The sequence below is a fragment of the Pseudomonas sp. AF32 genome (assembly GCF_022342325.2).
GTDB lineage: Bacteria > Pseudomonadota > Gammaproteobacteria > Pseudomonadales > Pseudomonadaceae > Aquipseudomonas > Aquipseudomonas uvaldensis.
Genome location: NZ_RQJK02000017.1, coordinates 1 through 25,059, shown reverse-complemented (window position 1 = coordinate 25,059; position 25,059 = coordinate 1). Strand labels below are relative to the sequence as shown.

The following is a 25,059-nucleotide window of genomic DNA, read 5'->3' as shown; positions in this document are numbered from 1 at the left end:
CCGACATGACCCACAGCACCGGCACCCTCTACATCATTTCCGCGCCCTCGGGCGCCGGCAAGACCAGCCTGGTCAAGGCCCTGATCGACGCCGAGCCGCAGATCCGCGTCTCGGTCTCGCACACCACCCGCGCCATGCGTCCGGGCGAAGTGAACGGGGTGAACTATCACTTCGTCGACCGCGAAGAATTCGTGAGGATGGCCGAACACGGCGACTTCCTCGAGCGCGCCGAAGTCTTCGGCAACCTCTACGGCACCTCGCAAAGCCACCTGCAACAGACCCTGGACGAAGGCCATGACCTGATCCTGGAAATCGACTGGCAAGGCGCCGAGCAGGTGCGCAAGCTGATGCCCCAGGCCCGCTCGATCTTCATCCTGCCACCGAGCCAGCAGGCCTTGCGCCAGCGCCTGACCAACCGTGGCCAGGACAGCGACGAGATCATCGAAGGCCGGATGCGCGAAGCCGTCAGCGAAATGAGCCACTACGTGGACTACGATTACCTGATCATCAACGATGATTTCGCCCACGCACTGGACGACCTGAAAGCCATTTTCCGCGCCAACCAGCTGCAGCAGAAACGCCAGCAGCAACGTTTCGGAAAATTATTGGCCGAACTGCTGGGCTGACCGGCCCTTCCCAAAACCGCTGCGACGGCTTTACATTGGTAGTCGCAGCGCGCCTAGGGGTTTGGTTAAAAAATCAGCGCTTCCCTAAACGCTGGTGTTTTTTTAAACTGTCGAGTCCGCTCGCCCAACCGGGCAGCGCGCATATTGCATTCGCTCCGAGGAATACCATGGCCCGCGTAACCGTTGAAGACTGCCTAGAACACGTGGAAAACCGCTTTGAGCTGGTCATGCTCTCTACCAAGCGGGCCCGTCAGCTGGCCACCGGTGGCAAAGAGCCGTTGGTCCAGTGGGAAAATGACAAGCCTACCGTGGTAGCGCTGCGTGAAATCGCCGAAGGCCTGATGAGCTACGAGTTCATCGCCAACGCTGAAATCGTTGAAGACGAACCGCTGTTCGCGGCGTTCGAGGACGAGTCCAACGAGGCGGTCTAAATCTATGCCTGGTCGACGTAGCACGGCGCGGGGTCACAGCAAACGGCAGGAGTCATCATCATGCCGAGCATAGACGCCCTCGCCGATCGCTTATCGGCCTACCTCGGCACGGACCAGGTCAATCTGGTCCGCCGAGCCTATTTCTACGCCGAACAAGCCCACGACGGCCAGCGCCGCCGCAGCGGCGAGGCGTACGTCACGCACCCGCTTGCCGTGGCGAATATCCTGGCCGACATGCACATGGACCATCAGAGCCTGATGGCCGCCATGCTTCATGACGTGATCGAAGACACCGGCATCGCCAAGGAAGCGCTGCAAGCGCAGTTCGGCGAAACCGTGGCCGAACTGGTCGACGGGGTCAGCAAACTGACCCAGATGAACTTCGAGACCAAGGCCGAGGCCCAGGCCGAGAACTTCCAGAAGATGGCCATGGCCATGGCCCGCGACATTCGCGTGATCCTGGTCAAGCTCGCCGACCGCCTGCACAACATGCGCACCCTGGAAGTGCTGTCCGGCGAAAAACGCCGGCGCATCGCCAAGGAAACCCTGGAAATCTACGCGCCCATCGCCAACCGCCTGGGCATGCATGCGATTCGCATCGAGTTCGAAGACCTCGGCTTCAAGGCCATGCATCCGATGCGTTCGGCGCGGATCAACCAGGCCGTCAAGCGCGCCCGGGGCAACCGCAAGGAAATCGTCAACAAGATCGAAGAGTCGCTGAGCCACTGCCTGGCCATTGACGGCATCGAAGGCGAAGTCAGCGGCCGGCAGAAACACCTCTACGGCATCTACAAGAAAATGCGCGGCAAGCGTCGAGCCTTTAACGAGATCATGGACGTGTACGCGTTCCGGATCATCGTCGACAAGGTCGACACCTGCTACCGCGTGCTGGGTGCCGTACATAATTTGTACAAACCGTTGCCGGGGCGCTTCAAGGACTACATCGCGATCCCCAAGGCCAACGGCTACCAGTCGCTGCATACCACGCTGTTCGGCATGCACGGTGTACCGATCGAGATCCAGATCCGCACCCGTGAAATGGAAGAGATGGCCAACAACGGCATCGCCGCCCACTGGCTCTACAAATCCAGTGGCGACGAACAGCCCAAGGGCACCCATGCCCGGGCCCGGCAGTGGGTCAAGGGCGTGCTGGAAATGCAGCAACGCGCCGGCAACTCCCTGGAATTCATCGAAAGCGTCAAGATCGACCTGTTCCCGGATGAGGTTTACGTCTTCACGCCCAAGGGTCGGATCATGGAGCTGCCCAAGGGCTCCACGGCGGTGGACTTCGCCTACGCGGTGCACACCGACGTCGGCAACAGCTGCATCGCCTGTCGCATCAACCGTCGCCTGGCGCCGCTGTCCGAACCGCTGCAAAGCGGCTCCACGGTAGAAATCGTCAGCGCCCCCGGTGCGCGGCCGAACCCCGCCTGGCTCAACTTCGTGGTCACCGGCAAGGCCCGTACCCACATCCGCCACGCGCTTAAGCTGCAACGTCGCTCCGAATCCATCAGCCTGGGCGAACGCCTGCTGAACAAAGTCCTCAACGGCTTCGACAGCTCCCTGGACAAGATCCCGGCCGAGCGCGTGCAGATCATGCTCACCGAGTACCGCCTCGAACTGGTCGAAGACCTGCTCGAAGACATCGGCCTGGGCAACCGCATGGCCTACGTCGTCGCCCGCCGCCTGCTCGGCGAAGGCGAACAGTTGCCAAGCCCCGAAGGCCCGCTGGCGATTCGCGGCACCGAGGGCCTGGTGCTCAGCTACGCCAAGTGCTGCACGCCGATTCCGGGCGACCCGATTGTCGGCCACCTGTCCGCCGGCAAGGGAATGGTGGTGCACCTGGAAAACTGCCGCAACATCAGCGAAATCCGCCACAACCCGGAAAAATGCATCCAGCTCTCCTGGGCCAAGGATGTCACCGGCGAATTCAACGTCGAGCTGCGGGTCGAGCTGGAGCACCAGCGCGGCCTGATCGCCCTGCTGGCCAGCAGCGTCAACGCCGCCGACGGCAACATCGAGAAAATCAGCATGGACGAACGCGATGGCCGCATCAGCGTCGTCCACCTGGTGGTCAGCGTGCATGACCGCGTGCACCTGGCCCGCGTGATCAAGAAACTGCGCGCCCTGACCGGCGTCATCCGCATCACCCGCATGCGCGCGTAGCCCACCCGTAACAAGGAGTCCTCATGACCAAGACCGTTATCACCAGCGACAAGGCCCCGGCCGCCATCGGCACCTACTCCCAGGCGATCAAGGCAGGCAACACCGTGTACATGTCGGGCCAGATCCCACTGGACCCGAAAACCATGGAGCTGGTGGAAGGCTTCGAAGCCCAGACCGTGCAAGTGTTCGAAAACCTCAAGGCCGTGGCCGAGGCTGCCGGTGGTTCGTTCAAGGACATCGTCAAGCTCAACATCTTCCTCACCGACCTGAGCCACTTCGCCAAGGTCAACGAGATCATGGGCAAGTACTTCGAGCAGCCCTACCCTGCCCGCGCCGCCATCGGCGTGGCCGCCCTGCCCAAGGGCGCGCAGGTCGAAATGGATGCCATCCTGGTCATCGAGTAACAAGGCCGGCGCAGCATTCCCCGCTGCGCCGTTTTCGTTTTGAAAGGATTCCACCATGCGCAAAGCGCTTGCTCTCCCGCTGCTCGCCCTTCTTCTGGCCGGCTGCGCCAGCGACCCCGCCGACCGTGACATCAGCGGCACCTGGATCAACCAGGCCGCCATCGACGCTGCCGCCAAGGGCGGCCCACTGCGCGAAGCCCTGCAGGCCTACGGCCCGAACCTGGAGTGGGACGTCAACACCCGAGCCGGTCAGGCGCGCTACACCAACGGTTTTGAAAACGTCGAAGGCAAGCTGCTGGGCGAAGAAGACGGCGCGTGGAAAGTCGATTTCTACGGCAGCTCGGCCAGCGAACTCCAGCGCGACGGCGACCAACTGAGCCAGACCGCCACCGAGAACGAACCCCAGCAAGTCTTCGACCGCGCTCAGGTCCAGGTACCGGAAGGCGCCCCTATCGGCGCCAGCTTCGAGCGAGCGCTGTATGCCGCTTACCTGGGCGGCACCTGGAACATCGTCGACGGCCCCGGCCAAGGCGCCAGCGTGCAATTCCAACCCGACGGCCAGGTCAGCGGCCTGCCCGGCGCCGACCGCTACGCCCTGTGCCTGGCCGGCGACTGCGCCTCCATGAGCGGCGGCAATGACAACATCTGGCTGCAACAGAACGGCCACGGCAACACCTGGATTTTCACCCGCAACGGCAAGACGCTGGAAATCTTCCAGACCGTGAACGCAGCGCTGGCCGATGAAATGCCATCGTTCACGCCGGGTAAGCGGCAGTGGGTGTTGGAAAAGCAATAATCCCCAGGCGCTGAGCTTGCCCACAGGCCCGGCGCCAAACCCAATCCCCGCCCCATCACAAATCCACTGTGGGAGCGAGCCCTGCTCGCGATAACGGTGGGTCAGCCGCCTCTCATTCCGAATCTGCTCCCACCATCTTGAGCAAGCTCAGCTCCCAGAGACTGGCGCAACCTCCCTTCAAATATCGCCACGATTAATGGGCGCAGCATCTCCTTAAAGCTCTCCGCCACTATCAATGTCCTTTAGCGCACTGTTTTACAGAAAATTCCTACATTTCTGTTTTTATAATTTTGGCATTCTTCGCAACGAATGTTCGACCAACAGCCTTATTTATTAGATCTCTAATCAATTGATTATAAATGCGAAATTTCTTACAGAAATCAGTCCAGCTTTGATAATCAGAAACTATTTATAACTCGAAAAAGCACCACACACTCTTAAGGCAATGAATGTCTTACGTAAATAAACTGTCCACCCAATACTTGATTCTCGCCAAAACGCCTGTCTCCGAAGAGAGCTTCGTGGGCGCGGACGTGCGTTTTTCAAATGAATTTGAAGCACTGGAGGGCGAGCTGGGCAAAGCCCTGTCGGTGCATGAAACTGGCCAGGTGGATTGGCTAAAAGTCCTTGAACAGAGCGAGGCTCTGTTGCGCACCCAATCCAAAGACTTGCGGGTGGCGGTCTGGCTGACGTGGGCGCTGTACCAACGTTTGTCTTTCCCGGGTCTGCTGGCTGGGCTTTGTCTTGTGCGACACCTGTGCCAAAACCATTGGTCGGAGATCCATCCCGCCAAGGTCAGGACCCGTTCCGCCAGTATCCATTGGCTGCTGCCTCGCCTGGAACAGGCTCTGGGCGATGACGTAGCCATCAAAGAACAGTTGCCCTTGTTCCGACAGTTGCTGGAACAACTTAAAAGCCTCGAGAGCATCTGCACTTCCCATTTGGGAAATGAAGCTCCACTGTTATTGCCGCTAAACCGTCGGCTCGAGCATATGATCCGGCGTGCTACCGACGAGCCGTCCAAACCCGGCGCCATAGAGGCAGTAGCGACTCAGGTCAAACAAATCACCACGCAACTACTCGCCCCCGTCGCGTCTATCGAGAACGAAAAAGAAGCCCAAAAAGTGTTGCGCGCCCAGCAGGAAAGCGCACGCACATTGTGCGCCTGGTGGCTCAGACATAAAGCCACCGACATTCGCGCCCTGCGCCTGAATCGCGCTTTGCCCTGGCTGGCGATCGAAGCGGTACCCGAGCACGACGCCGAACAGATCACCCAGTTGCGCGGATTACCAGTAGCCAAACTCAAGGCTTATCAAGACAGCCTCCAACGAGGCAGCTTTGCGGATCTATTGGTGGAGATCGAGGCCAGCCTGGCGAAGGCACCCTTCTGGCTGGACGGCCAGAGGTTCGCCTGGGAATGCCTGCAAGGACTGCACGCTGAAGCGGCGATGCTCGAGCTGGAGGTCCATTTCGCCTTATTCATCCAGCGCTTGCCGGACGTTATCGAACTGCGCTGGCATGACGGCTCGCCATTTGCCGATCCAGACACACGGGAGTGGATCGCGGCCCAGGTCATGCCTCACTTGCAGCGCGCCAGCGCCGGGCCCGGAATCGAAGCTGGCAGCCAGCATGCGCCCTGGGAGCAGGCGTTGGAAGAGGCCCAGTGGGTCCTACACAGGGAGGGTCTCAAATCCGCCGTTCAATTGCTCAGGCAAGGCATGCAAACCGCCCAAGGCACTCGCGAATGCTTTCTATGGCGGTTCGCGATGGCCCGGCTGTGCTTTTCAGCCAAAAAGTACGAACTCGCCAAAGTCCAGCTCGAAGCCCTCGATCAAAGACTACAGCACCCGGAGCTGAATGCCTGGGAGCCGGCGCTCGCCTTACAGGTGTTGCATCTGCTGCACCACTGCTGCGAGTTGCTGCCTCAGAACCACCCCGTACGAGAGCGTAAGGAAGAGACTTTCCGAAGGTTGTGTCACCTGGACCTCGAACGGGTCATTGGATAGGCCTCGCCCCCCCATCACAAGGAGAAAATCATGGCCAAAGAAGGCTCGGTAGCACCGAAGGAACGCATCAACGTTACTTTCAAGCCCGCCACTGGCGGCGCCAAGGAGGAAATTGAGCTGCCGCTGAAGCTGTTGGCGATCGGCGATTACACCCACCGCGTGGACGAACGCAAGTTCGAGGATCGAAAACCCATCAGCATCGACAAGATGACCTTCGACGAAGTCATGGCCAAGCAAGAGCTGAACCTGACCCTGAACGTACCGAACCGTCTCAGCGATGAGAGCGATACCGAGGAGTTGACCGTTCAACTGCATCTGAACTCCATGAAGGATTTCAACCCTGCCAGCCTCGTCGAGCAGCTGCCGGAACTCAAGCAACTGATGGGTCTGCGCGAGGCCCTGGTGGCGCTCAAAGGTCCACTGGGCAATGCACCGGCGTTTCGCAAGGCCATTGAAGACGTGCTGACCGACGAAGCATCACGCAGCCGCGTCCTGGACGAGCTGGGCCTGAACGCCGCAGCAATGGACGCTTGATTTCCACAGACAAGGAAGCCGCCACATGAGTACCCAGGCAACGCAGCAACAGCATCAAAACAACGGTGAGTACGGCATTCTGGAAACCATCATTGCCCAGACCCGCCTGACGCCGGACGACGAAGCCTATGACATCGCCAAGCGCGGCGTATCGGCCTTCATCGAAGAATTGCTCAAGCCGCAGAACAATGGTGAGCCGGTCAGGAAGGCCCTGGTGGATCGCATGATCGCCGAAATCGATGCCAAGCTCAGCCGCCAGGTGGACGAGATCCTCCATCATCCAGAGTTCCAGGCGTTGGAGGCAGCGTGGCGTGGCTTGCAGTTGCTGGTCGATCGCACCAACTTCCGCGAGAACATCAAGATCGAAATGCTCAACATCTCCAAGAGCGATCTGCTGGAAGACTTCGAAGACTCCCCCGAGGTCATGCAGTCGGGCTTGTATAAACATATCTACACCGCTGAGTACGGCCAGTTTGGCGGACGGCCGGTAGGGGCGATCATCGCCAACTACTTCATGTCTCCCAGCTCACCGGACGTGAAATTGATGCAGTACGTGGCAAGCGTGGCCTGCATGTCCCATGCGCCTTTCATCGCGGCGGCCGGGCCGAAGTTCTTCGGTCTGGAAAGCTTCACTGGCCTTCCGGATCTCAAGGACCTGAAAGACCACTTCGAAGGTCCGCAATTCGCCAAGTGGCAAAGCTTCCGACAATCCGAAGATGCTCGTTACGTCGGCTTGACCGTTCCACGCTTCCTGTTGCGCACGCCATACGATCCGGAAGAAAACCCGGTCAAGTCGTTCGTCTACAAGGAAATCGTCGCAAACAGTCACGAACACTACCTGTGGGGTAATACCGCCTACGCGTTTGGCACCCGACTGACCGACAGTTTCGCCAAATTCCGCTGGTGCCCCAATATCGTCGGCCCGCAAAGCGGAGGCGCGGTTGAGGACCTGCCGTTGCACCATTTCGAAAGCATGGGCGAAATCGAAACCAAGATTCCAACCGAAGTGCTGGTTTCCGACCGCCGTGAGTATGAGTTGGCCGAGGAAGGTTTTATCCCCCTGACCATGCGCAAGGGTAGCGATAACGCCGCGTTCTTCTCCGCCAGTTCCGTACAAAAGCCGAAGTACTTCGGTACCGGCGTCGAGGACAAACACGCAGAGCTGAACTACAAGCTGGGCACCCAACTGCCGTACATGATGATCGTCAATCGCCTGGCTCATTACCTGAAGGTGTTGCAGCGTGAGCAACTGGGATCGTGGAAAGAACGCACGGACCTGGAACGCGAGCTCAACCACTGGATCCGCCAGTACGTGGCCGACCAGGAGAACCCGAGTGCCGAAGTCCGTGGTCGCCGTCCATTGCGCGCGGCCAGGGTCGTCGTCAGCGATGTGGAAGGCGAACCGGGTTGGTACCGCGTCAGCCTGAACGTCCGCCCACACTTCAAGTACATGGGGGCCGATTTCACGCTGTCGCTGGTTGGCAAATTGGACAAGGCATAAGTACAGCCCATGACTTACGGAAGCCTTTTCGAACGCCTGGACGGTGTTAACGAGAAACGGGCGGGCTTGGGCCGCGAGGCGTGTGTCATCGCATCCGTGGCGGCTCATCTGACCAGGATGCTCAGCACGCGAGCCGGTAGCGTACAAACGTCATCCGATTACGGCTTACCGGATCTCAATGACATGCGCCTGAGCTTGCATGACGCACAAGTCCAGGCCTGTCGGGCGATCAGGACGTTCATCGAGGCGCATGAGCCGCGCCTGGGCGACGTCCGCGTCGCTGCAACGCCGAGCAATACCAATCCGCTTTGCCTGTTCTTGACCATTGATGCTTCGCTGGTCATGGACGGTTCGAAGCGACAGATGAGTTTCTCCGTCTGCCTGGATGGCAACGGCCGGGCCAAGGTCAGCCAAGGATAGCCGCACCGTGTCATTCAACCACTACTACCAGAGCGAACTGACCGCGCTTCGTCAGTTGGGACGGCGTTTTGCCGAGCGTAACCCGGCGTTGGCGCCGTTCCTGGGCCAAGCCGGACGGGATCCGGATGTGGAGAGGTTGCTGGAGGGCTTTGCGTTCCTGACCGGGCGTTTGCGTCAGAAGCTCGATGACCAATTGCCGGAACTGAGCCATTCACTGATGCGTCTGTTGTGGCCTAACTACATGCGGCCACTACCGGCATTCAGCATCCTGCAATTCGCCCCCCTGAAACGCTCCGGCCCAGCCTTGCGGGTGGAACGCGATACCCCGGTTGAAAGCAAACCCATCCAAGAGGTCCGTTGCCGTTTTCGCACCTGTTACCCGACCGATGTGCTCTCGCTGGATTTGACCGACCTTGGCTTTTCGGTCAAGGGCGACAGCTCGGTGCTGAGCCTGCGCCTGGAGATGCAGTGTGACGGCCACCTGGGTGAATTGCAGTTGAGCCGTGTGCGCCTGCATTTTGCCGGTGAGCGGTACATCAGCCAAATGCTCTATCTCAGCCTGCTGCGTCACCTCAAGGTGATCGAACTCGTCCCACTGGACGCTGCTGGCAAGCCCATCAACACGGCTGACGGTACGCCGATGTCCTTCGCAATCCCCGCCAACCGTGTCCAGCCGGTAGGGTTTGCCGAAGAGGAAGCGCTGGTCCCTTATCCGATGAACACCTTTCGTGGCTATCGCTATCTCCAGGAATACTTCGCCTTCCAGGACAAGTTCCTTTTCGTCGACATCAACGGCCTGGATGTCATCAATGCACTGCCCCTGGCCAGCCTTGAACAGGTACGCGGCCTGGAACTGCGCTTCGACATTGGCAAGAGTGGAATCCATCGGCTTCGCCCGACGCTGGATAACGTCAAGCTCTATTGCACACCTATCGTCAATTTGTTCAAGCACGACGCTCAGCCGATCCGCCTTGATGGCAAACAGAACGAGTACCTGCTGCGGCCCGCCGATTACGACCAGGAGCAGTGCGACGTGTATTCGGTGCAAAGCGTTACCGGCTGGAATCCCGGAGGCTTGGGCTATCGCACCTATGTGCCATTCGAATCCTTCGAGCACGACCCAAGCTTCGATACATCCCAACCCCATCCTTACTACAGCATCCGCTTACGTCCATCGCAGCTGCACGATGGGCTGGACACGTATCTGGGCTTCGGCGCTCGGGACATCCAACCCCATGAAACGCTGTCGATAGAACTGATGTGCACCAACCAGAACCTGCCACATCGACTCAAGGTAGGTGACATCGACCAACCCGGTGAAAAAAGTCCCGAATTGTTGACCTTTCGCAATATCGGTCCGGTCACCCGGAGTTTCGCGCCGCCACTTGATCAGGACTTTCTCTGGAGATTGATCAGCAACATGTCGCTCAACTATCTGTCGCTGGCGGATGTGAACGCACTCAAGGTGATTCTCGAAACCTATGATTTTCCGCGCTATCACGACGAGCAGACAGAGCGAGCCAGCCAGTGTCTGCTGGACGGACTCAAGTCGATCACGCACCAGCATGTCGACCGGCTACACCGGGGTCTGCCGGTTCGCGGCTTGCGAACCGAACTGACGATCGATCCGCAGGGATACATCGGTGAAGGAGACTTGTTCGTTTTCGCTTCGGTCCTGAACGAGTTCTTTGCGCTTTATGTCAGCCTCAATTCGTACCACGAACTGCGAGTGAACAGCACACAAGGAGAGGTGTACCAATGGACGCCGCGCATGGGCCAGCAGCCGATTCTATAAGTACGCTGACGCAAAAAATACGCGAGTACTCGCTCTTCCAGGCAGTCCTACTGACCATCGACCGGCTGCGTGAGGCACATCCGTTACTGAGCGATGATGATTTGTACGAGCTATTGGAATTCCAGGCCAACCCGAGCCTGGGATTCGCGGCCAGTGACATTGAGCATGTGGAGTTTTTCGAAGAACAGGGGCAGATGCGGGCACGCCTGCGCTTGAATCTGCTCAGTCTGGTAGGAGCGGGCTCCCCGTTACCGGCCTTCTACGCTGAACAAGCCCTCCATGAGGACGAGCGAGGCAATCCAACCCGGCACTTTCTCGACCTGTTTCATCATCGCCTCCAACGGCTGATGTTGCCGATCTGGCGCAAGTATCGCTACAGCACCCGTTTTCGAAGCGGGGCTCGAGACAGCTTTTCCGAGCAATTGTTTGCCCTGGTCGGCCTGGGAGGGGAAGAGATCCGCAAGGCCACCCAACTGAACTGGAAACGGCTGCTGCCCTACCTGGGGCTTTTGAGCCTACGGGCCCATTCGGCGGCACTGATCGAAGCTGTACTGCGCTACTACTTCAAGCACGCTCAGTTGAGCCTCGAACAATGCATCGAGCGTCCGGTGAAGATCCTTCCCGAGCAGCTCAATGGCCTGGGGACCATCAACTGCCTGCTGAGCGAAGACCTGGTGCTGGGCGAACAGGTGCGCGACCGCAGCGGCAAGTTCCGGATCCATATCCGCGAGCTGGACTGGCAACACTTCCACGATTTCTTGCCCATCGGTGCCGGATATTCGGCGCTCTGCGCGCTGGTGCGTTTCACCTTGCCGGCCCCTCTCGACTACGACATCCGCCTGGTCCTGCGCCCACAGGAAATACGCGAATTACGCATTGGCAAACCGAACAACTGCCACCTGGGTTGGACCAGTTGGCTGGGCCAGGCAGGCGTCGACGGGGTCGTGACCCTGGGCAGCAAACATCATTAGGGATAGATGAGATGACCAACGTAGACCTCCAGCAACTCATCCAGGCGCTGGACGCCGATACGAAAATCGACCTGGAACGCTCGGCAGAGCAGTGCGTGGTCCGCGGAGCAGACAAGGTCTTGGTGGAAGATTTGTTGCTGGGCCTGCTGCAGCGACCGCAAGGTCTGCTCGCGCGTGCCTTGCAGGATGCTCGGATAGACCCAGACGAATTGAGCGCAATTCTGCAACCAAAGGCTGAATCCAATGCCTCGCGCAATCCAGCCTTTGCGCCTGAACTGGTGCAATGGCTACAGGACGCGCTGCGGGTGGCTCATCTCGAACTGAGTCAACACGAGATCGGAGAAGCGGCCCTGATCCTGGCATTGCTGTGCAACCCTGTCCGCCACGCAGGCACACCCTATCACGCGCTACTCACCCGATTGAACATCGACCGACTGAAAGGGTTCGTCCTGTCACAACAGGATCAAACGGTCGCCGTCCCGTCCATGCCACCGCATGACTCCCTACTGGAGCGTTTTACCCACAACCTGACCCAACAGGCCCGTGAAGGCCAGATTGACCCGGTGCTTTGCCGGGACGGCGAGATCGGGCAAATGATCGATATTCTGGTGCGTCGCCGCAAAAACAACCCGATCGCGGTAGGCGAAGCCGGGGTGGGCAAGACAGCCATCGTCGAAGGCCTGGCGTTGCGCATAGCGGCGGGAGAAGTGCCACCGGCGCTTGAGGGCGTCGAGCTGCTTTCGCTGGATATGGGCCTGTTGCAGGCCGGTGCCAGTATCAAGGGCGAATTCGAGCGGCGCCTCAAAGGTGTGATCGACGGGGTCAAGGCGTCCCCCCAATCCATCGTCTTGTTCATTGATGAAGCCCACATGCTGATCGGCGCAGGCAGCACCGCCGGCGGTTCCGACGCGGCCAACCTGCTCAAGCCGGCGCTGGCCCGAGGCGAGCTTCGCACCATCGCCGCCACCACCTGGTGCGAGTACAAGAAATACTTCGAGAAGGACCCGGCCCTGGCCCGTCGTTTCCAGCCCGTGCAGTTGCACGAGCCGAGCGTCAGTGAAGCAGTCACCATCCTGCGTGGTCTGGCCCGGATCTATGAAAGCAGCCATGGCATCTACCTGCGAGACGACGCCGTAGTCACAGCTGCCCAACTGTCGGCACGCTACCTGACCGGGCGTCAACTGCCAGACAAAGCGGTCGATGTGCTCGATACCGCGTGCGCCCGTGTACGCATCAGTCTGGCCACCGCGCCGCAACGTCTTCAGCGACTGCGTGGCAACCTGGCCGAAGGCGAGCGCCAGCGCCAGGCATTACGTCGTGATGCCGAGGCCGGCCTGTCGATCGATGTTCAGGAATTGGAGGCGCTGCAAGCGCGACTGGACACCACCGAACAAGAACTCCAGACAGTAGAAGCCCGCTGGACAGAGCAGCGAATCCTTGCCGAACGCTTGTTGTCGCTCCGTCATCAGTTGGCTGAGGCGCGGAGAACAGCGACCGATCAAGACCTGAACGTAGAGACTCTGCAATCGGCGCTGCACGAAACCCTGGGAGCCCTGACAAACGCGCAAGCCCAGGAACGCCTGGTCAGCTTCGAAGTCTGTCCGCGCCTGGTGGCCGAAGTGGTCAGTGCCTGGACCGGCGTACCGCTGGCGCAACTGGCACGGGAACACAACGCAAGCATTGCCGGCTTCGCCACCGACTTGCGCGCCCGAATCCGCGGACAGGAACAAGCCATACAGGCCCTTGACCGAGCAATGCGTGCCGCGGCCGCAGGGCTCAACAAACCTGACGCCCCGGTAGGTGTCTTCCTGCTGGTAGGACCAAGCGGCGTCGGCAAGACTGAAACGGCGCGAGCCCTCGCCGACCTGCTATACGGCGGCGAGCGATTCATTACCACCTTGAACATGGCTGAGTTCCAGGACAAACACACGATCTCCCGATTGATCGGCGCACCACCAGGCTACGTTGGTTATGGCGAGGGCGGCATGCTCACCGAAGCCGTGCGGCAAAAGCCCTATTCGGTGGTGCTGCTCGATGAAGTGGAAAAAGCCGATCCGGAGGTCCTGAACCTGTTCTACCAGATTTTCGACAAAGGTCTGGCCAACGACGGGGAAGGACGAGAGATAGATTTTCGCAACACGCTGATTCTGATGACGTCGAACCTGGGGAGTGAGCGCATCAGCGAACTGTGTGAAAACGGTACGCCCCCCAGTGCCGAGCATTTGGAAGAAATGATTCGCCCTCTGCTCGTCAGGCATTTCAAGCCGGCGCTGCTGGCACGCATGCGCGTGGTGCCGTATCACCCGGTAAGCGGTCCGGTGCTGCATGAACTGGTGGAAATCAAGCTCGGTCGCCTGGGAGAGCGCCTGCAATCGCGCCGCATGAACTTCAGTTATTGCGAACGCCTGGTTGGGCACCTGGCAGAGCGGTGTACCCATAGCGACAGTGGCGCGCGGTTGGTCGACCAGTTGATCGAGCGACACCTGATGCCGCTCGTGGCGGACCGCTTGCTCGCAGCCATGGCAACCGGCGAACGGTTGCAACATGTACACGCCACCCTCGACGACAACGCCAGCATCGCCTGCGAGTTCACCTGAGAATGGCCTCGATGTTCGAGCAGATTTCGCAACCGCTGGCCTACGCCGAAGCCCTGTTGACACAATTTGCCAGCCTTTCAAAAGTGACAGATGCGGCGGCGTTGCTGGGGAAGTTTGTCCAGGGAGTGACGCAGCTCAGCGGTTGCGAGCTGGCGCAGTTGTACCTGCTTGATACCACCCACACCCACCTGCAAATGCATACCGAATGCCTGGAAGGCCAATTGCAGTTCCGTGATCGAACCCGGCTGCCTTTCGATTACAACGGCGAACAGCTGCTGCAATTCGCTCTGTGCCAGAACCGGGTGGTGAACCTCGGCACGCTGAGCACAAGCCTGCACGAAACGGCCTTTCTGCCCACTCGGGCCACACCATGGCAGTCGCTGCTCTGCGTACCGCTCGCCAATGTGCAAGGTACGGTTGAAGGTCTGTTGCTCTGCGCCAGTGGCAAGTACATCGAGCTGCAGGGATTGGCAACCTCTCTGGGTCAACTCGGAACCTTTGCGCTCAACCAAGTGCACTTGCTGCAACGCCCTCGCCATTCGGCCGACACACCCCGCTGCGTCACCAAACACCTGCCCAGCGTCAACGGCTACGGCCTGATTGGCAAAAGCGCAGCGATGCGCCAGACCTGCGCCTTGATCAGCAAGGTGCTGCACAGCCCTTACACCGTCCTGCTGTGCGGCGAGACGGGCACGGGAAAGGAAGTGGTCGCACGGGCCATTCATGACAGCGGACCGCGGCGAGCCAGGGCATTTGTCGTGCAGAACTGCGCGGCGGTCCCTGAGAATCTGCTTGAAAGCGAGCTGTTCGGTTATCGCAAGGGCGCCTTCACCGGAGCCGATCGGGCTCGCCCCGGGCTGTTCGATGCGGCGGATGGCGGCACGCTGCTGCTCGATGAAATCGGCGATATGCCGTTGTCCCTCCAGGCCAAATTGCTGCGGGTTTTGCAGGAGGGTGAAGTCCGCCCACTGGGATCCAATGACACCCACAAGATCGATGTCCGCATCATTGCCGCCACTCACCGTGACCTGAAGCGGTTGGTGGAACACGGCAAGTTCCGCGAAGACCTGTATTACCGTCTCGCACAGTTTCCGATCCAACTTCCGGCACTTCGTCAACGCGAAGGAGACATCACCGAATTGGCGCGGCATTTTGCCGACAAGGCTTGCCGCTTCTTGCGACGTGACCCTGTGCATTGGTCCGATGCCGCCCTCGACCATCTGGCCGCCTACGGTTTCCCCGGCAACGTCCGCGAACTCAAAGGCATCGTGGAACGGGCCGTGTTGTTGTGCGATGACGGAGAGCTGCTGGTCGAGCATTTCGCGCTGCACATCGAGCCCCTGCCCGATCGCAACCATCTCAACCTGCGCGAACGTCTGGAGCAGATCGAACGTAGCCTGCTGATCGATTGCCTGCGCAAGAACGCAGGTAACCAGACACTTGCCGCCCGTGAACTCGGCCTGCCACGTCGCACCCTGCTCTATCGTCTCGGGCGCCTGAAGATTCGTCCGAGGGACTTCGATGACTGATCCCTTGGCCCGCCTCCTCGGCCTCCCCCCCTTTCAATCCTGGAGATCTTCCAATGCCTGGCTTTTGCTGGCGAATTGCGCTGCTGACCTTCGTCGTGTCACTCGGCCTCTGTGGCTGCGGCGGCAACTACAAAATCAACGACAACGATTATCGGCCTCTGGGCGATCCCCAGGCGATCAATCGCGGTAAATGACTGCAAGGAGTATCGATGGAACTGGTTCTTGAAGTACTGAACGCCAGGCAATTCATTGCAGCACCGCTGTGTCGCAAGCGATTCGGGCCGGAGGGTGGAGTGCTGGGGCGGGGTGAGGGGTGTGACTGGGTCATCCCCGACCGCCAGCGCCTGCTTTCGAAACGCCACGCGCAGATCAGTGCACGCGAAGAGGCATTCTTCCTGACCGACACCAGCGGCAACGGCGTGAGCCATCGCGACAGCGGGGCGCGCCTGCCCAAAGGCGAGCCAGTGCGCATACAGGACGGAGATGTCTATCTCATGGGCGATTTCGAGATCCTGGCGCGACTGGTATCCGGCCGCTCGAGCACCGCTGAAGCGGGCCGGCCGTTGTCGACAGACAGCTTGATTCCCGACGATGCCTTTTCGCATCTCGACCCACTGAAGATGCTGGATCAGGAGGCCCATGGGCCTGCACATACAGACGATCTGATAAATCCCACAACCATGCCAGCAGGGAACTGTGAATGGTCAGGTTCTGCATCTATCGACAGAGAAAACCTGCTGTTGCCGGAACTGGTGGAAGCCCCGGACCAATCGATGCCAGGGCCTCTGCCACCAGACGCTGCGTTCGATCATCCAGCCGATGAGTTCTGGGAGCGCTTCGGCATCGCGTTGGGCATGGACCTTGGAAACCTGGACGACAAGGCCCGCGAGACTCTGGCAATCAACGCGGCGCGGTTAATCGGGCAAAGCCTGCGGCTGGGCCGCGACTTCACAGAGGCCTACGACGAGCAGGTTCGCTCGATTTCCGTCCAGCACTCCGACCACCATGGATGACACACATGTTTCGCCGCACCACGTTCTTCCCCAAAACCCTGATGGCGCTTGTTGCACCGTTAATACTGACCAGTTGTGCCACGCTGTCTCCCTTCTCGACGATGACCAAGCTCGACCTGACACTGACGGCCAGCGACCAACTCAACCCAGACCTCAATGGACGCCCATCGCCCGTGGTGTTGCGGATGTTTGAGCTCAAACATCCGGTAGCTTTCGAGAATGCCGACTTCTTCAGTCTCTATGAACGCGCCAGGGAAACCCTGTCGCCGGACCTGATCGCCAGCGAAGAACTGGAACTTCGCCCAGGTGAAACCGTTGTGCTCAAGCTCGATATTGCGGGGGGCGGTCGTTACGTCGGTCTGCTCGCCGCCTACCGCGATCTGCCCCATGCGACATGGCGCTACACACTGCCAGTCGCCCCGGCGCACGTCACCGAAGCCAGTCTTATCCTCGACCAGGACGGGATCACCCATGTCATCGAACGGTTGGCTGAGGTAAACACCCGATGAATCACGACAAGGTCATCTGGCAGGAGGGCATGCTTCTTCGGCCTCAGCATTTGCAGCACAACGATCGATACGTCGATCATCAATTGAAGTTCCGTACCCGCTTCCTGACGTGTTACGCCTGGGGATTTCTGGTGCTGGACATCGATGCCCAATTTCTCAATATGGGCCAGGTAGTGGTCAGCCAGGCCTCGGGCGTTCTGCCGGATGGCAGTCTGTTCGAGTTGAGCAGCACTACCGCCCCCTTGGCCCTGGCAGTCCCCTCCAATACCCGCAACGCCTCTATCTATCTCGCACTGCCGTTGATGACCGGGAACCACATCGAGTCCCGTCGCCCGGAGCAATCCGACGTACTGGCACGCTATACCACCTACGAAACACAGGTGGTGGATTCCAACGCCGCCGATGCGTCCAGCAGCCAGATCAGCTGTGGTCGTCCAGACCTGCGCTTGTTGCTGGGCGAGCAGCAAAGCAATCAGGCATTCGTGAAACTCAAGCTCTGCGAAGTGCTCGACGCCACCTCCGACGGTGTAATCCGACTTGATCCCGACTTTGTCCCGACCTTCATCCAGGCCGGCTCATCCCCCTACTTGCTGTCGTGCCTCAAGGAGGTCATCGGCATGCTGGCGCACCGGGGCAACAGCCTTGCCGAACGGATTCGCGCCCATGGCAGCGCCGGCGGGACGCAAGTCGGCGATTTCATGATGCTGCAATTGATCAACCGCACCGAGCTGGTGTTGCGCCATGATCTGGACCTGGAACAACTGCCTCCCGAAAGGCTATATCGCACGCTGCTGGCCCTGTTGGGCGACCTGGCGACATTCGCCAGTGAGAAACGACCGGCGTTCAGTCACCACTACCGACACAACGACCAGGGCGGCTGTTTTCGCAACCTGATGCAGGCAATCCGTCAAATGCTCTCGATGGTACTCGAGCAACACGCGATCGAATTGCCGTTGCAGGTGCGCCAATACGGAATCAGGGTCTCGCCGATTGCCGATCCGTCACTGATGGACTCGGCTTCGTTCGTACTGGCAGCCAGTGCCCAGTGCGACGGAGAAGTATTGCGCCAACGCTTGCCGTCACAACTCAAGGTCGCTCCGGTGGAACAGATCCGCCAGTGGGTGAATCTGCACTTACCGGGTATCAGGATCAGGCCCTTGCCCGTGGCGCCACGGCAGATCGCATTCCATGCCAACAAAGCCTATTTCATCCTCGAACTCACTCCCGAAGACCTGGCCCGACTCAAGCGCTCCGCAGGTTTCGCATTCCATGTTTCCGGAGACTTCACCGAGCTCGAACTGAACTTCTGGGCCATCAGGAACTGACGAAATGGATAAGGAATATCCCCAGGACGAAACCACCGTCCTGCTCGACCATCACGGACAACGCCCCGCTTCGCAGCCCCTGACCGACGCGACCATGCCGCCGCGTATTGAGCAGCTGCAAGCGCGCATGGTCTACGCCGCGCATCTGCCACCCACGCAGGCGCCCAGCGTGAGCCTCAATCCATTGGTAGCGGCAGCCTCAGGGTTGCTATCGCAAGTGGTGCGTCTCAAGCAGAGCCGTGATCGTCAGGACTTGCAAACCCTCAAGCGAGAACTGACCTGGGATCTGGACCAGTTCGAAGCCCGTGCCTCGCACCAGGGTGTGGAGAACAGTCAACTGATCGCTGCCCGCTACGTCCTTTGCACTGTCCTTGATGAAGCCGTGGTCACCACGTCATGGGGACACGGGAGCGGCTGGTCGCAAATGAGCCTGCTCAGCACCTTCCACAACGAAACCTTCGGCGGCGAGAAGGTATTCCAGCTCATCGATCGCTTGTCGAAAGATCCCGTCAAGCACTTGCCGATGCTCGAATTGCTTTACCTGTGCCTGTCCCTCGGTTTCGAAGGCAAATACCGGGTCCGGGTACGCGGGGTACTGGAGCTCGAAGAGATCCGCAACACCCTCTACAGGCAGATCCGGCAGGTCCGTGGTGAAGTGCCTCGCGAGCTCTCGCCTCACTGGGAAGGTCTCGAAGGCGAACGTCGTCCCCCGATACGCATTGTTCCGGTCTGGACGGTGGCAATCATTACTTGGGCCTGCCTGGCCGTGATGTATTCGAGCTTCGCCTGGGTGCTGGGTGAGCACCGCGAAAGTGTATTGCAACGTTATCAACCGCTGGAGCCGGCCACCGCTCAGCCGCTGCCTTGAACAGGGATGTGTCATGAAACTGCTTTTTACGAGAATCGGCGCCTGGGTGCGCCAGGCCTGGGTCTGGACGCTGTTGCTGGTCGTGGGCACGGCGCTGCTGGTGTGGTTCGTCGGGCCACTGCTGGCGATCGATGACTACAAATTCTGGGCGAGCCCGACAGCACGCTTGCTGAGCGTGTGCGCATTGCTGCTGGGTTGGGGGTTGGGGATGGTCTTCGTCAACGGCCGCGCCGCTGCGAGCGGCCAAGGCCAGGAAGCTGACAACGCCCCGCAGCGCCTTCCCCGTCAAACCCGTATGGACGAGGAGCAACGCGAATTGCACGCGTACTTCAAGGAGGCGATGAGGACTGCAAGCCTGCACCCGAGCCAAAGCGGCCGTCGCCGCAACGATCTGCCGTGGTACTTGCTGATCGGACCACCCGCCAGCGGCAAGACCAGCCTGTTGGCCTGCTCGGGCCTCGAACGTATTATCGACCGGTCTGGAGACCACACGTCGAGTACCCGCCATTGCAACTGGTATGTTTCCGATCAGGCGGTACTGGTCGATACCGCTGGCCGTTACCTGACACAGACAGATGTCGAGGTCGACGGCCGTGCCTGGGATGTGCTCCTCGACCGGCTGCGCAAGCATCGTCGTCAGCGCCCGCTGAGCGGCGTGCTGGTGACGGTGCCGGTCGAGATCCTGCGGTACGCAAGTGAGGATGAGGTCATCACCCTGGCCTGCCAGATTCGCGGCCGATTACAAGAGACGCAACGGAGGCTGCGTAGCGAAGTACCGACATACCTGGTGCTGAGCAAGACGGACAGCGTGCCGGGCTTCAACGAGTTCTTCGACTCGCTGACGCGCGAGGAAAGTGATCAGGTGCTGGGCGCAAGCTTCAGCCGGAATCAGCGCGGTACCGACGCTTCCGTGCTGCGAGACGAACTTGAAGCACTGCTCCACCGGCTCAATGGCCAAGTAATCCTGCGCATGCACTTGGAACGGGACCTGCAACGTCGCAGCCGCATCCTGGATTTCCCTCACCAACTTGGCCTGATCAGCACCAACCTGTGCCTGCTGATGGAGAAGGCCTTCACCGGTAACGCGGGTCTACTACGAGGGTTCTACCTGACCAGTGCCCAGCCGAGCTCAAGCGCCGGAGACAATGCCAACCTCCACGACATCGCGTTGGATGCACGTTCGCGGTTTATCCAACCCTTGCTCGATCGGGTGATTTTCCCGGAAGCCAACCTGGCCGGCCCCGATCAACGCGAGCGCAGCCACATCCAATGGAGCCAGCGCGCTTTGTACCTTGGGGCCCTGGCGATCCTGGGTCTGTTCGGGCTGGCGTGGGCCAGCGGCTTCGAGGCCAATCGAGACCGTCTGGATCTGCTGCGTACGCTGTCGCAACGCTGGGATCAGCAGCACGCATCCCTGAAACCGGAGGATGATCTGGCCGCCGTCCTCGCAGCCCTCGATACCCGCTTCGAAGCCAGCCAGGTTTTCCCTGCCCAGGAAGAGGTACCGCTGCATGAACGCGTCGGCCTGTACCAAGGCGAAAAGAGTCGCCCGGTCGTCGTTGATGCATATCGAAAAGCGTTGCAGGAGCAATTGCTGCCCCGGGTCGCTCGGATGCTGGAAGGGCATATCCGCGACAATTTGAATAACCGCGAGCACTTGCTCAACGGTCTTCGGGCCTACTTGATGCTGAACCTGCACGAGCGGCGCGATGCACCGTGGCTCAAGGATCGGCTGGCCCGCGATTGGTCCGTGCGTTACGCCGCAGACACGGCACTGCAGGACGGCCTGAATGCGCATTTCGAACGTCTGCTGGCGTTGCCATTCACCCACGGGCTCGACGAACCACTGGTGGCTCAGGCACGGGAAGCCCTGCGCAGCGAATCCCTGGCCGTCGTGGTTTATCGAATGCTGAGCGAGCAGGCCCGTCACTTGCCGCAGTATCGGCTCAGCCAGTACCTGGGCCCGCAGGGCTCGCGACTGCTTGGCACCGATCAGGTGATTCCCGGCTTCTACACGCGTCAGGGTTACGAACAGTACTTTTCGGTCCAGGGCACGGCGCTGGTGACTGAGCTGCTGCGCGACAACTGGGTGTTGGGTGAAGGCACCGGCCTCAGCGGCAGGGACTTGCGTCGTCTGATGATCGAACTGGAGCGGCTGTACTTCAGTGACTACGCCGACCATTGGAGCGAAGCCGTCGGGCAAGTCGCTCTGCAAGCGTTCAGTGACACCCGCGAAGGGGCCGACCAACTGGCGGGATTGACCTCGGTCCACTCGCCGATCCTCCACATGCTGGTACAGGTTCGCGAGAACACTCGGTTACAGACCGTTGTCGAACGCATCAACGGCGTGACACCAGCCGTCGCCAATCTGGGAACAGCAGCCCAATTGGCCGCCGTTACTCGAACAATAACCGGCCCCGACAGCTTGCCAGACACCCCGCTGAAATCCTTGCAGCGGCGTTTTGAGCACCTGCATCGACTGCTCGAAGACGACGGCAGCCCTTGCGCAGACCTGGCCCAGACCTTTCGAACCCTCGACGAGGTGCAATTGCAACTGGCAAACCTGGCACGGGCCAGTACGCCGGAGCAGGCCGCGTTCGAACTGGCGAGGAACCGCATGGCCGGCAAGCGCGATGCGTTGGGCAACCTGCAGGATGCGTCCACCCGCCTACCGCGGCCGATCGGCACGTGGTTCAGCGGGCTGGCCGAAGACAGCTGGCGCCTGGTGCTCAACGATGCATACCGCTTTTTGAACCAGCGCTACCAGAGCGAGCTGTACAGTTTTTACGGCAAGGCGATCAACAAGCGGTATCCGTTCAACGCCCATAGCAGCAGTGATGTAGCGCTTAACGATTTCCGGGAGTTCTTCAAGGACCAGGGCATCGTCGATCGATTCTTCGAGCGTTACCTCCAGCCCTTCGTCAGCGGCACGCCGGGACATTATCGCCTTCGCGGCATCGACGGCCAGAGCTTGCCGATGTCGAGGGCATTTCTGGATCAGATCGCAACCGCGCACACCATCCGCCAGAGCTTTTTCGCTGAAAACCCGGCCGAACCGCAGGTGCGTTTCAAGCTCGAGCCATACACCCTCGACCCGGTGGTGAGCCGTTCCGAATTCCGCTTCGGTGACAACGTGCTTGAGTACCGTCATGGCCCCATCCTGCCCGTGGCGTTTACCTGGCCGAGCGATGGGCATAACGGTCGAGCCTCCCTGCTGTTGGACAGATTGGTTGAACGCGGAGTGGGTATCGAGAAAAACACCGGGCCGTGGTCGCTGTTCCGCCTGTTCGACCTGATGCAGATCGAGTACCTGACTGGACGCGACGTGCGGATACTCAAGGCGGAGCTGGGTGGCCTGCGGGCGAACTATCTGTTGACGAGCCAGCGCACGCCGAACCCGTTCGACATGAGTGTGCTACGCACCTTCCGCCTGCCGGTGCAGCTTTGAAGATGGGTGCCTGGTGCAGCGCCGCCCGTACCGATCCTGGCAAACATCGACGCCGCAATGAGGACGCCTTTCTCGACGGCCCATGCCAGGGGTTGTGGGCCGTCGCCGATGGGATGGGCGGACACTGGGGCGGCGATATCGCCAGCCAGTTGATCGTGGCAAACCTGGCGGCGCTGCCACCGTACCCGGACCTGAGCGAGCGTTCAAAAGCCGTTCGCCAGTGCTTGCGCTGGACCAATCGACGGCTCAACCAGGAACTGACCCTCACCAACGGGCGGCCTTCCGGCATCATCGGCAGCACCGTGGTGGCGCTGCTCCTGGAAGACAACCGTGCCGCCTGCATCTGGGCAGGCGACAGCCGCTGCTACCTCTGGCGAGGACGGCAGTTGTACCAGTTGTCCAAGGACCATTCGCTGCAACAGCTGCTGATCGACGAACAACGCATCAGCCACGACGAGGCCGGCGCCCATCCTGCCGCCAAGGCGTTGACCCGTGCAGTGGGCGCGGCGCCAGAGCTGATGCTTGGGGTGCTGGAGCTGGACGTTCGGCCCGGTGACACGTTTTTGTTGTGCAGCGACGGCTTGTATCAAGGGTTGGGCGGTGCAACCTTGGGACATGCCTTGAGCCTGGCATCACCACGCCTCGCGCTGGAGCGTCTTTTCGAGCATGCTCTGCGCGGCGCGGCTGTGGATAACCTGACCGCCGTGGTCGTTCGGCAATGAGCCCGCCCCACAGCTACCTCACCTTTGCCAGCGCTTCGGCGGTTGCAATCCCACGCCAACGCGACCTCATGGAAATGCCGGACATACTCTCGGGACGCTATCGCCTGGAAGGCCTGCTCGGCGCGGGCGGCATGGGGGTCGTCTACCGTGCGCGGGATCTGTTGCACGAACAGTACAGCGATCCCGATCCGTACATCGCGCTGAAAATGCACAACGAAACACTGGATGAATCACCCGACGCCAGCGCCCTGCTCTACAACGAATTCGCTCTGACCCGGCGCTTGCATCATTCCAACGTACTGCGTCCGTACACCTTCGAAGTGGATGCAGCCCAAGGGCGAGCGTTCATCACCATGGACCTGATGCGCGGCCTGACCCTGGACAAGCTGCTCTGCGAGCGCCCCCTCGGCTTGCCCTGGCGCGAACTGAAAACGATCGCCGTGCCGCTGCTCGACGCCCTGGCGTACGCCCACAGCCAGCACACCCTGCATGGCGACGTGAAGCCAAGCAACGTCATGTTGAGCGATACGGGGGTGCGTCTATTCGATTTCGGTCTCGGCCTGGCAACAGCGGGCCCTCTTAAGGACCTGCCTCACCTCAACCGCAACCACCTTAACGCCTGGACCCCGAGCTACGCCGCCCCCGAACTGCTTGAAGGCGCGCCCCTGTCGGCGGGCGCCGATGTCTATGCCGCAGCGTGCGTGCTGTATGAACTGGCGAGCGGTCAGCATCCGTTTCGGCGCTTGCCTTCCGAGGCGGTACACGGGGCCCGGTTGGAGCGCTCACTCAAGGCCCCAGGCAACCTGCCCAGGCGTTGCTGGCCGGCGCTGCGAATAGCGTTGGCAGTTGATCCGGAACTTCGGGGTATTGGGGCGGCTCAGTTGCGTGATGCCTTGAGTGATGTTTCGTTTTGGTGGTGAGAGGGGATGTCCGAAGCGGCAAACGAAGAGGCTCCATTCGCCACGCTTGAACGTTCAGGGCTCTTCGGGTTTGTGCCTGATCTAATTCAGCGCCTCTCGTCTACCGATCCTCAATCCAATCAGCTGTCAGCGATCACGACCTTGTGAACGTTAGCGGGCAATCGCTTACGCTTGAAAAAAAGGGCTGGAGCAGTGGAAAAAGGGGACAGATTTCTGAAAATAAATCTGTCCCCTTTTTTAGTGTCCCCTTTTTTACTCTTCGCGGAAGTGACTCCAGCGTATCCAGAATGAATCGACATCACTCAGACTGCCCCGTAGTGCTGAGTCTATATCGCATAACGTGCTCTTCTGGTCAGCTGTCAAAGGAGATCGTGTCCCAGGAAGTGGTGTAACTGAACCAGCCGAAGGCGCCCTGCGGGCGAAAGAGGATGGTCATCGTGGTTCTTGGCTAACGTTGAGTTTGCGAAGACCAAACACT

21 protein-coding genes are annotated in these 25,059 nt (G+C 60.1%); all 21 read left to right on the top strand.

The window, feature by feature from the left end; genetic code table 11:
• The first annotated feature begins 5 nt into the window (after nt 1-5).
• The 21 genes from gmk (at nt 6) to EGM97_RS16550 (ending at nt 24,581) form a co-directional block, all read left to right on the top strand.
• Nucleotides 6-626 (top strand): guanylate kinase, encoded by a 621-nt coding sequence (gene gmk / locus EGM97_RS16650; RefSeq protein ID WP_053148679.1) that lies wholly within the window; start codon nt 6-8, stop codon nt 624-626.
• Nucleotides 627-793: 167 nt separating this feature from the next.
• Nucleotides 794-1,057, top strand: coding sequence for a DNA-directed RNA polymerase subunit omega (gene rpoZ, locus EGM97_RS16645; RefSeq protein WP_003177259.1), 264 nt, complete (start codon nt 794-796; stop codon nt 1,055-1,057).
• Between the two features lie 60 nt (nt 1,058-1,117).
• Nucleotides 1,118-3,223 (top strand): bifunctional GTP diphosphokinase/guanosine-3',5'-bis pyrophosphate 3'-pyrophosphohydrolase, encoded by a 2,106-nt coding sequence (spoT, locus tag EGM97_RS16640; RefSeq protein ID WP_238961749.1) that lies wholly within the window; start codon nt 1,118-1,120, stop codon nt 3,221-3,223.
• Between the two features lie 23 nt (nt 3,224-3,246).
• Nucleotides 3,247-3,627: a RidA family protein gene (locus EGM97_RS16635; protein ID WP_024780260.1), complete on the top strand. Its 381-nt coding sequence runs from the start codon at nt 3,247-3,249 to the stop codon at nt 3,625-3,627.
• A gap of 55 nt (nt 3,628-3,682) precedes the next feature.
• Nucleotides 3,683-4,423 carry a hypothetical protein gene (locus EGM97_RS16630; RefSeq protein WP_238961750.1) on the top strand — a complete coding sequence of 247 codons (741 nt, stop codon included), beginning with the start codon at nt 3,683-3,685 and terminating at the stop codon, nt 4,421-4,423.
• A gap of 449 nt (nt 4,424-4,872) precedes the next feature.
• The gene (gene tssA / locus EGM97_RS16625; RefSeq protein ID WP_238961751.1) at nt 4,873-6,429 is read left to right on the top strand and encodes a type VI secretion system protein TssA; all 1,557 of its coding nucleotides are present in this window, start codon (nt 4,873-4,875) and stop codon (nt 6,427-6,429) included.
• A gap of 30 nt (nt 6,430-6,459) precedes the next feature.
• A complete protein-coding gene (gene tssB / locus EGM97_RS16620; RefSeq protein WP_238961752.1) occupies nt 6,460-6,963 on the top strand; it encodes a type VI secretion system contractile sheath small subunit in 504 nt (167 codons plus the stop codon).
• A 25-nt stretch (nt 6,964-6,988) separates the two neighbouring features.
• Nucleotides 6,989-8,464 carry a type VI secretion system contractile sheath large subunit gene (gene tssC / locus EGM97_RS16615; RefSeq protein WP_238961753.1) on the top strand — a complete coding sequence of 492 codons (1,476 nt, stop codon included), beginning with the start codon at nt 6,989-6,991 and terminating at the stop codon, nt 8,462-8,464.
• 9 nt (nt 8,465-8,473) lie between these two features.
• Nucleotides 8,474-8,884 carry a type VI secretion system baseplate subunit TssE gene (tssE, locus tag EGM97_RS16610; RefSeq protein ID WP_238961754.1) on the top strand — a complete coding sequence of 137 codons (411 nt, stop codon included), beginning with the start codon at nt 8,474-8,476 and terminating at the stop codon, nt 8,882-8,884.
• 7 nt (nt 8,885-8,891) lie between these two features.
• On the top strand, nt 8,892-10,679 hold the full coding sequence (gene tssF / locus EGM97_RS16605; protein WP_238961755.1) for a type VI secretion system baseplate subunit TssF: 1,788 nt from the start codon (nt 8,892-8,894) through the stop codon (nt 10,677-10,679).
• A complete protein-coding gene (gene tssG / locus EGM97_RS16600; protein WP_238961756.1) occupies nt 10,643-11,650 on the top strand; it encodes a type VI secretion system baseplate subunit TssG in 1,008 nt (335 codons plus the stop codon). The genes tssF and tssG overlap by 37 nt, the downstream gene beginning before the upstream one ends.
• An 11-nt stretch (nt 11,651-11,661) precedes the next feature.
• Nucleotides 11,662-14,247: a type VI secretion system ATPase TssH gene (gene tssH, locus EGM97_RS16595; protein ID WP_238961757.1), complete on the top strand. Its 2,586-nt coding sequence runs from the start codon at nt 11,662-11,664 to the stop codon at nt 14,245-14,247.
• Nucleotides 14,248-14,258: 11 nt separating this feature from the next.
• Nucleotides 14,259-15,776 carry a sigma-54 interaction domain-containing protein gene (locus EGM97_RS16590; protein WP_238961758.1) on the top strand — a complete coding sequence of 506 codons (1,518 nt, stop codon included), beginning with the start codon at nt 14,259-14,261 and terminating at the stop codon, nt 15,774-15,776.
• A 53-nt stretch (nt 15,777-15,829) separates the two neighbouring features.
• Nucleotides 15,830-15,970, top strand: a complete 141-nt coding sequence (locus EGM97_RS16585; RefSeq protein ID WP_238961759.1) for a type VI secretion protein — start codon at nt 15,830-15,832, stop codon at nt 15,968-15,970.
• A gap of 15 nt (nt 15,971-15,985) precedes the next feature.
• Complete coding sequence (tagH, locus tag EGM97_RS16580; RefSeq protein WP_238961760.1) at nt 15,986-16,789, top strand: type VI secretion system-associated FHA domain protein TagH; 804 nt, start codon at nt 15,986-15,988, stop codon at nt 16,787-16,789.
• Between the two features lie 5 nt (nt 16,790-16,794).
• Nucleotides 16,795-17,298, top strand: a complete 504-nt coding sequence (gene tssJ, locus EGM97_RS16575; protein ID WP_238961761.1) for a type VI secretion system lipoprotein TssJ — start codon at nt 16,795-16,797, stop codon at nt 17,296-17,298.
• A complete protein-coding gene (gene tssK / locus EGM97_RS16570; protein WP_238961762.1) occupies nt 17,295-18,623 on the top strand; it encodes a type VI secretion system baseplate subunit TssK in 1,329 nt (442 codons plus the stop codon). The genes tssJ and tssK overlap by 4 nt, the downstream gene beginning before the upstream one ends.
• Before the next feature lie 4 nt (nt 18,624-18,627).
• A complete protein-coding gene (icmH, locus tag EGM97_RS16565; protein WP_238961763.1) occupies nt 18,628-19,491 on the top strand; it encodes a type IVB secretion system protein IcmH/DotU in 864 nt (287 codons plus the stop codon).
• Between the two features lie 13 nt (nt 19,492-19,504).
• On the top strand, nt 19,505-22,939 hold the full coding sequence (gene tssM / locus EGM97_RS16560) for a type VI secretion system membrane subunit TssM (RefSeq protein WP_238961764.1): 3,435 nt from the start codon (nt 19,505-19,507) through the stop codon (nt 22,937-22,939).
• A 2-nt stretch (nt 22,940-22,941) separates the two neighbouring features.
• A complete protein-coding gene (locus tag EGM97_RS16555; protein ID WP_238961765.1) occupies nt 22,942-23,661 on the top strand; it encodes a PP2C family protein-serine/threonine phosphatase in 720 nt (239 codons plus the stop codon).
• A complete protein-coding gene (locus EGM97_RS16550) occupies nt 23,658-24,581 on the top strand; it encodes a serine/threonine-protein kinase (protein ID WP_238961766.1) in 924 nt (307 codons plus the stop codon). Before EGM97_RS16555 ends, EGM97_RS16550 begins: the two co-directional genes overlap by 4 nt.
• Nucleotides 24,582-25,059: the final 478 nt, after the last annotated feature.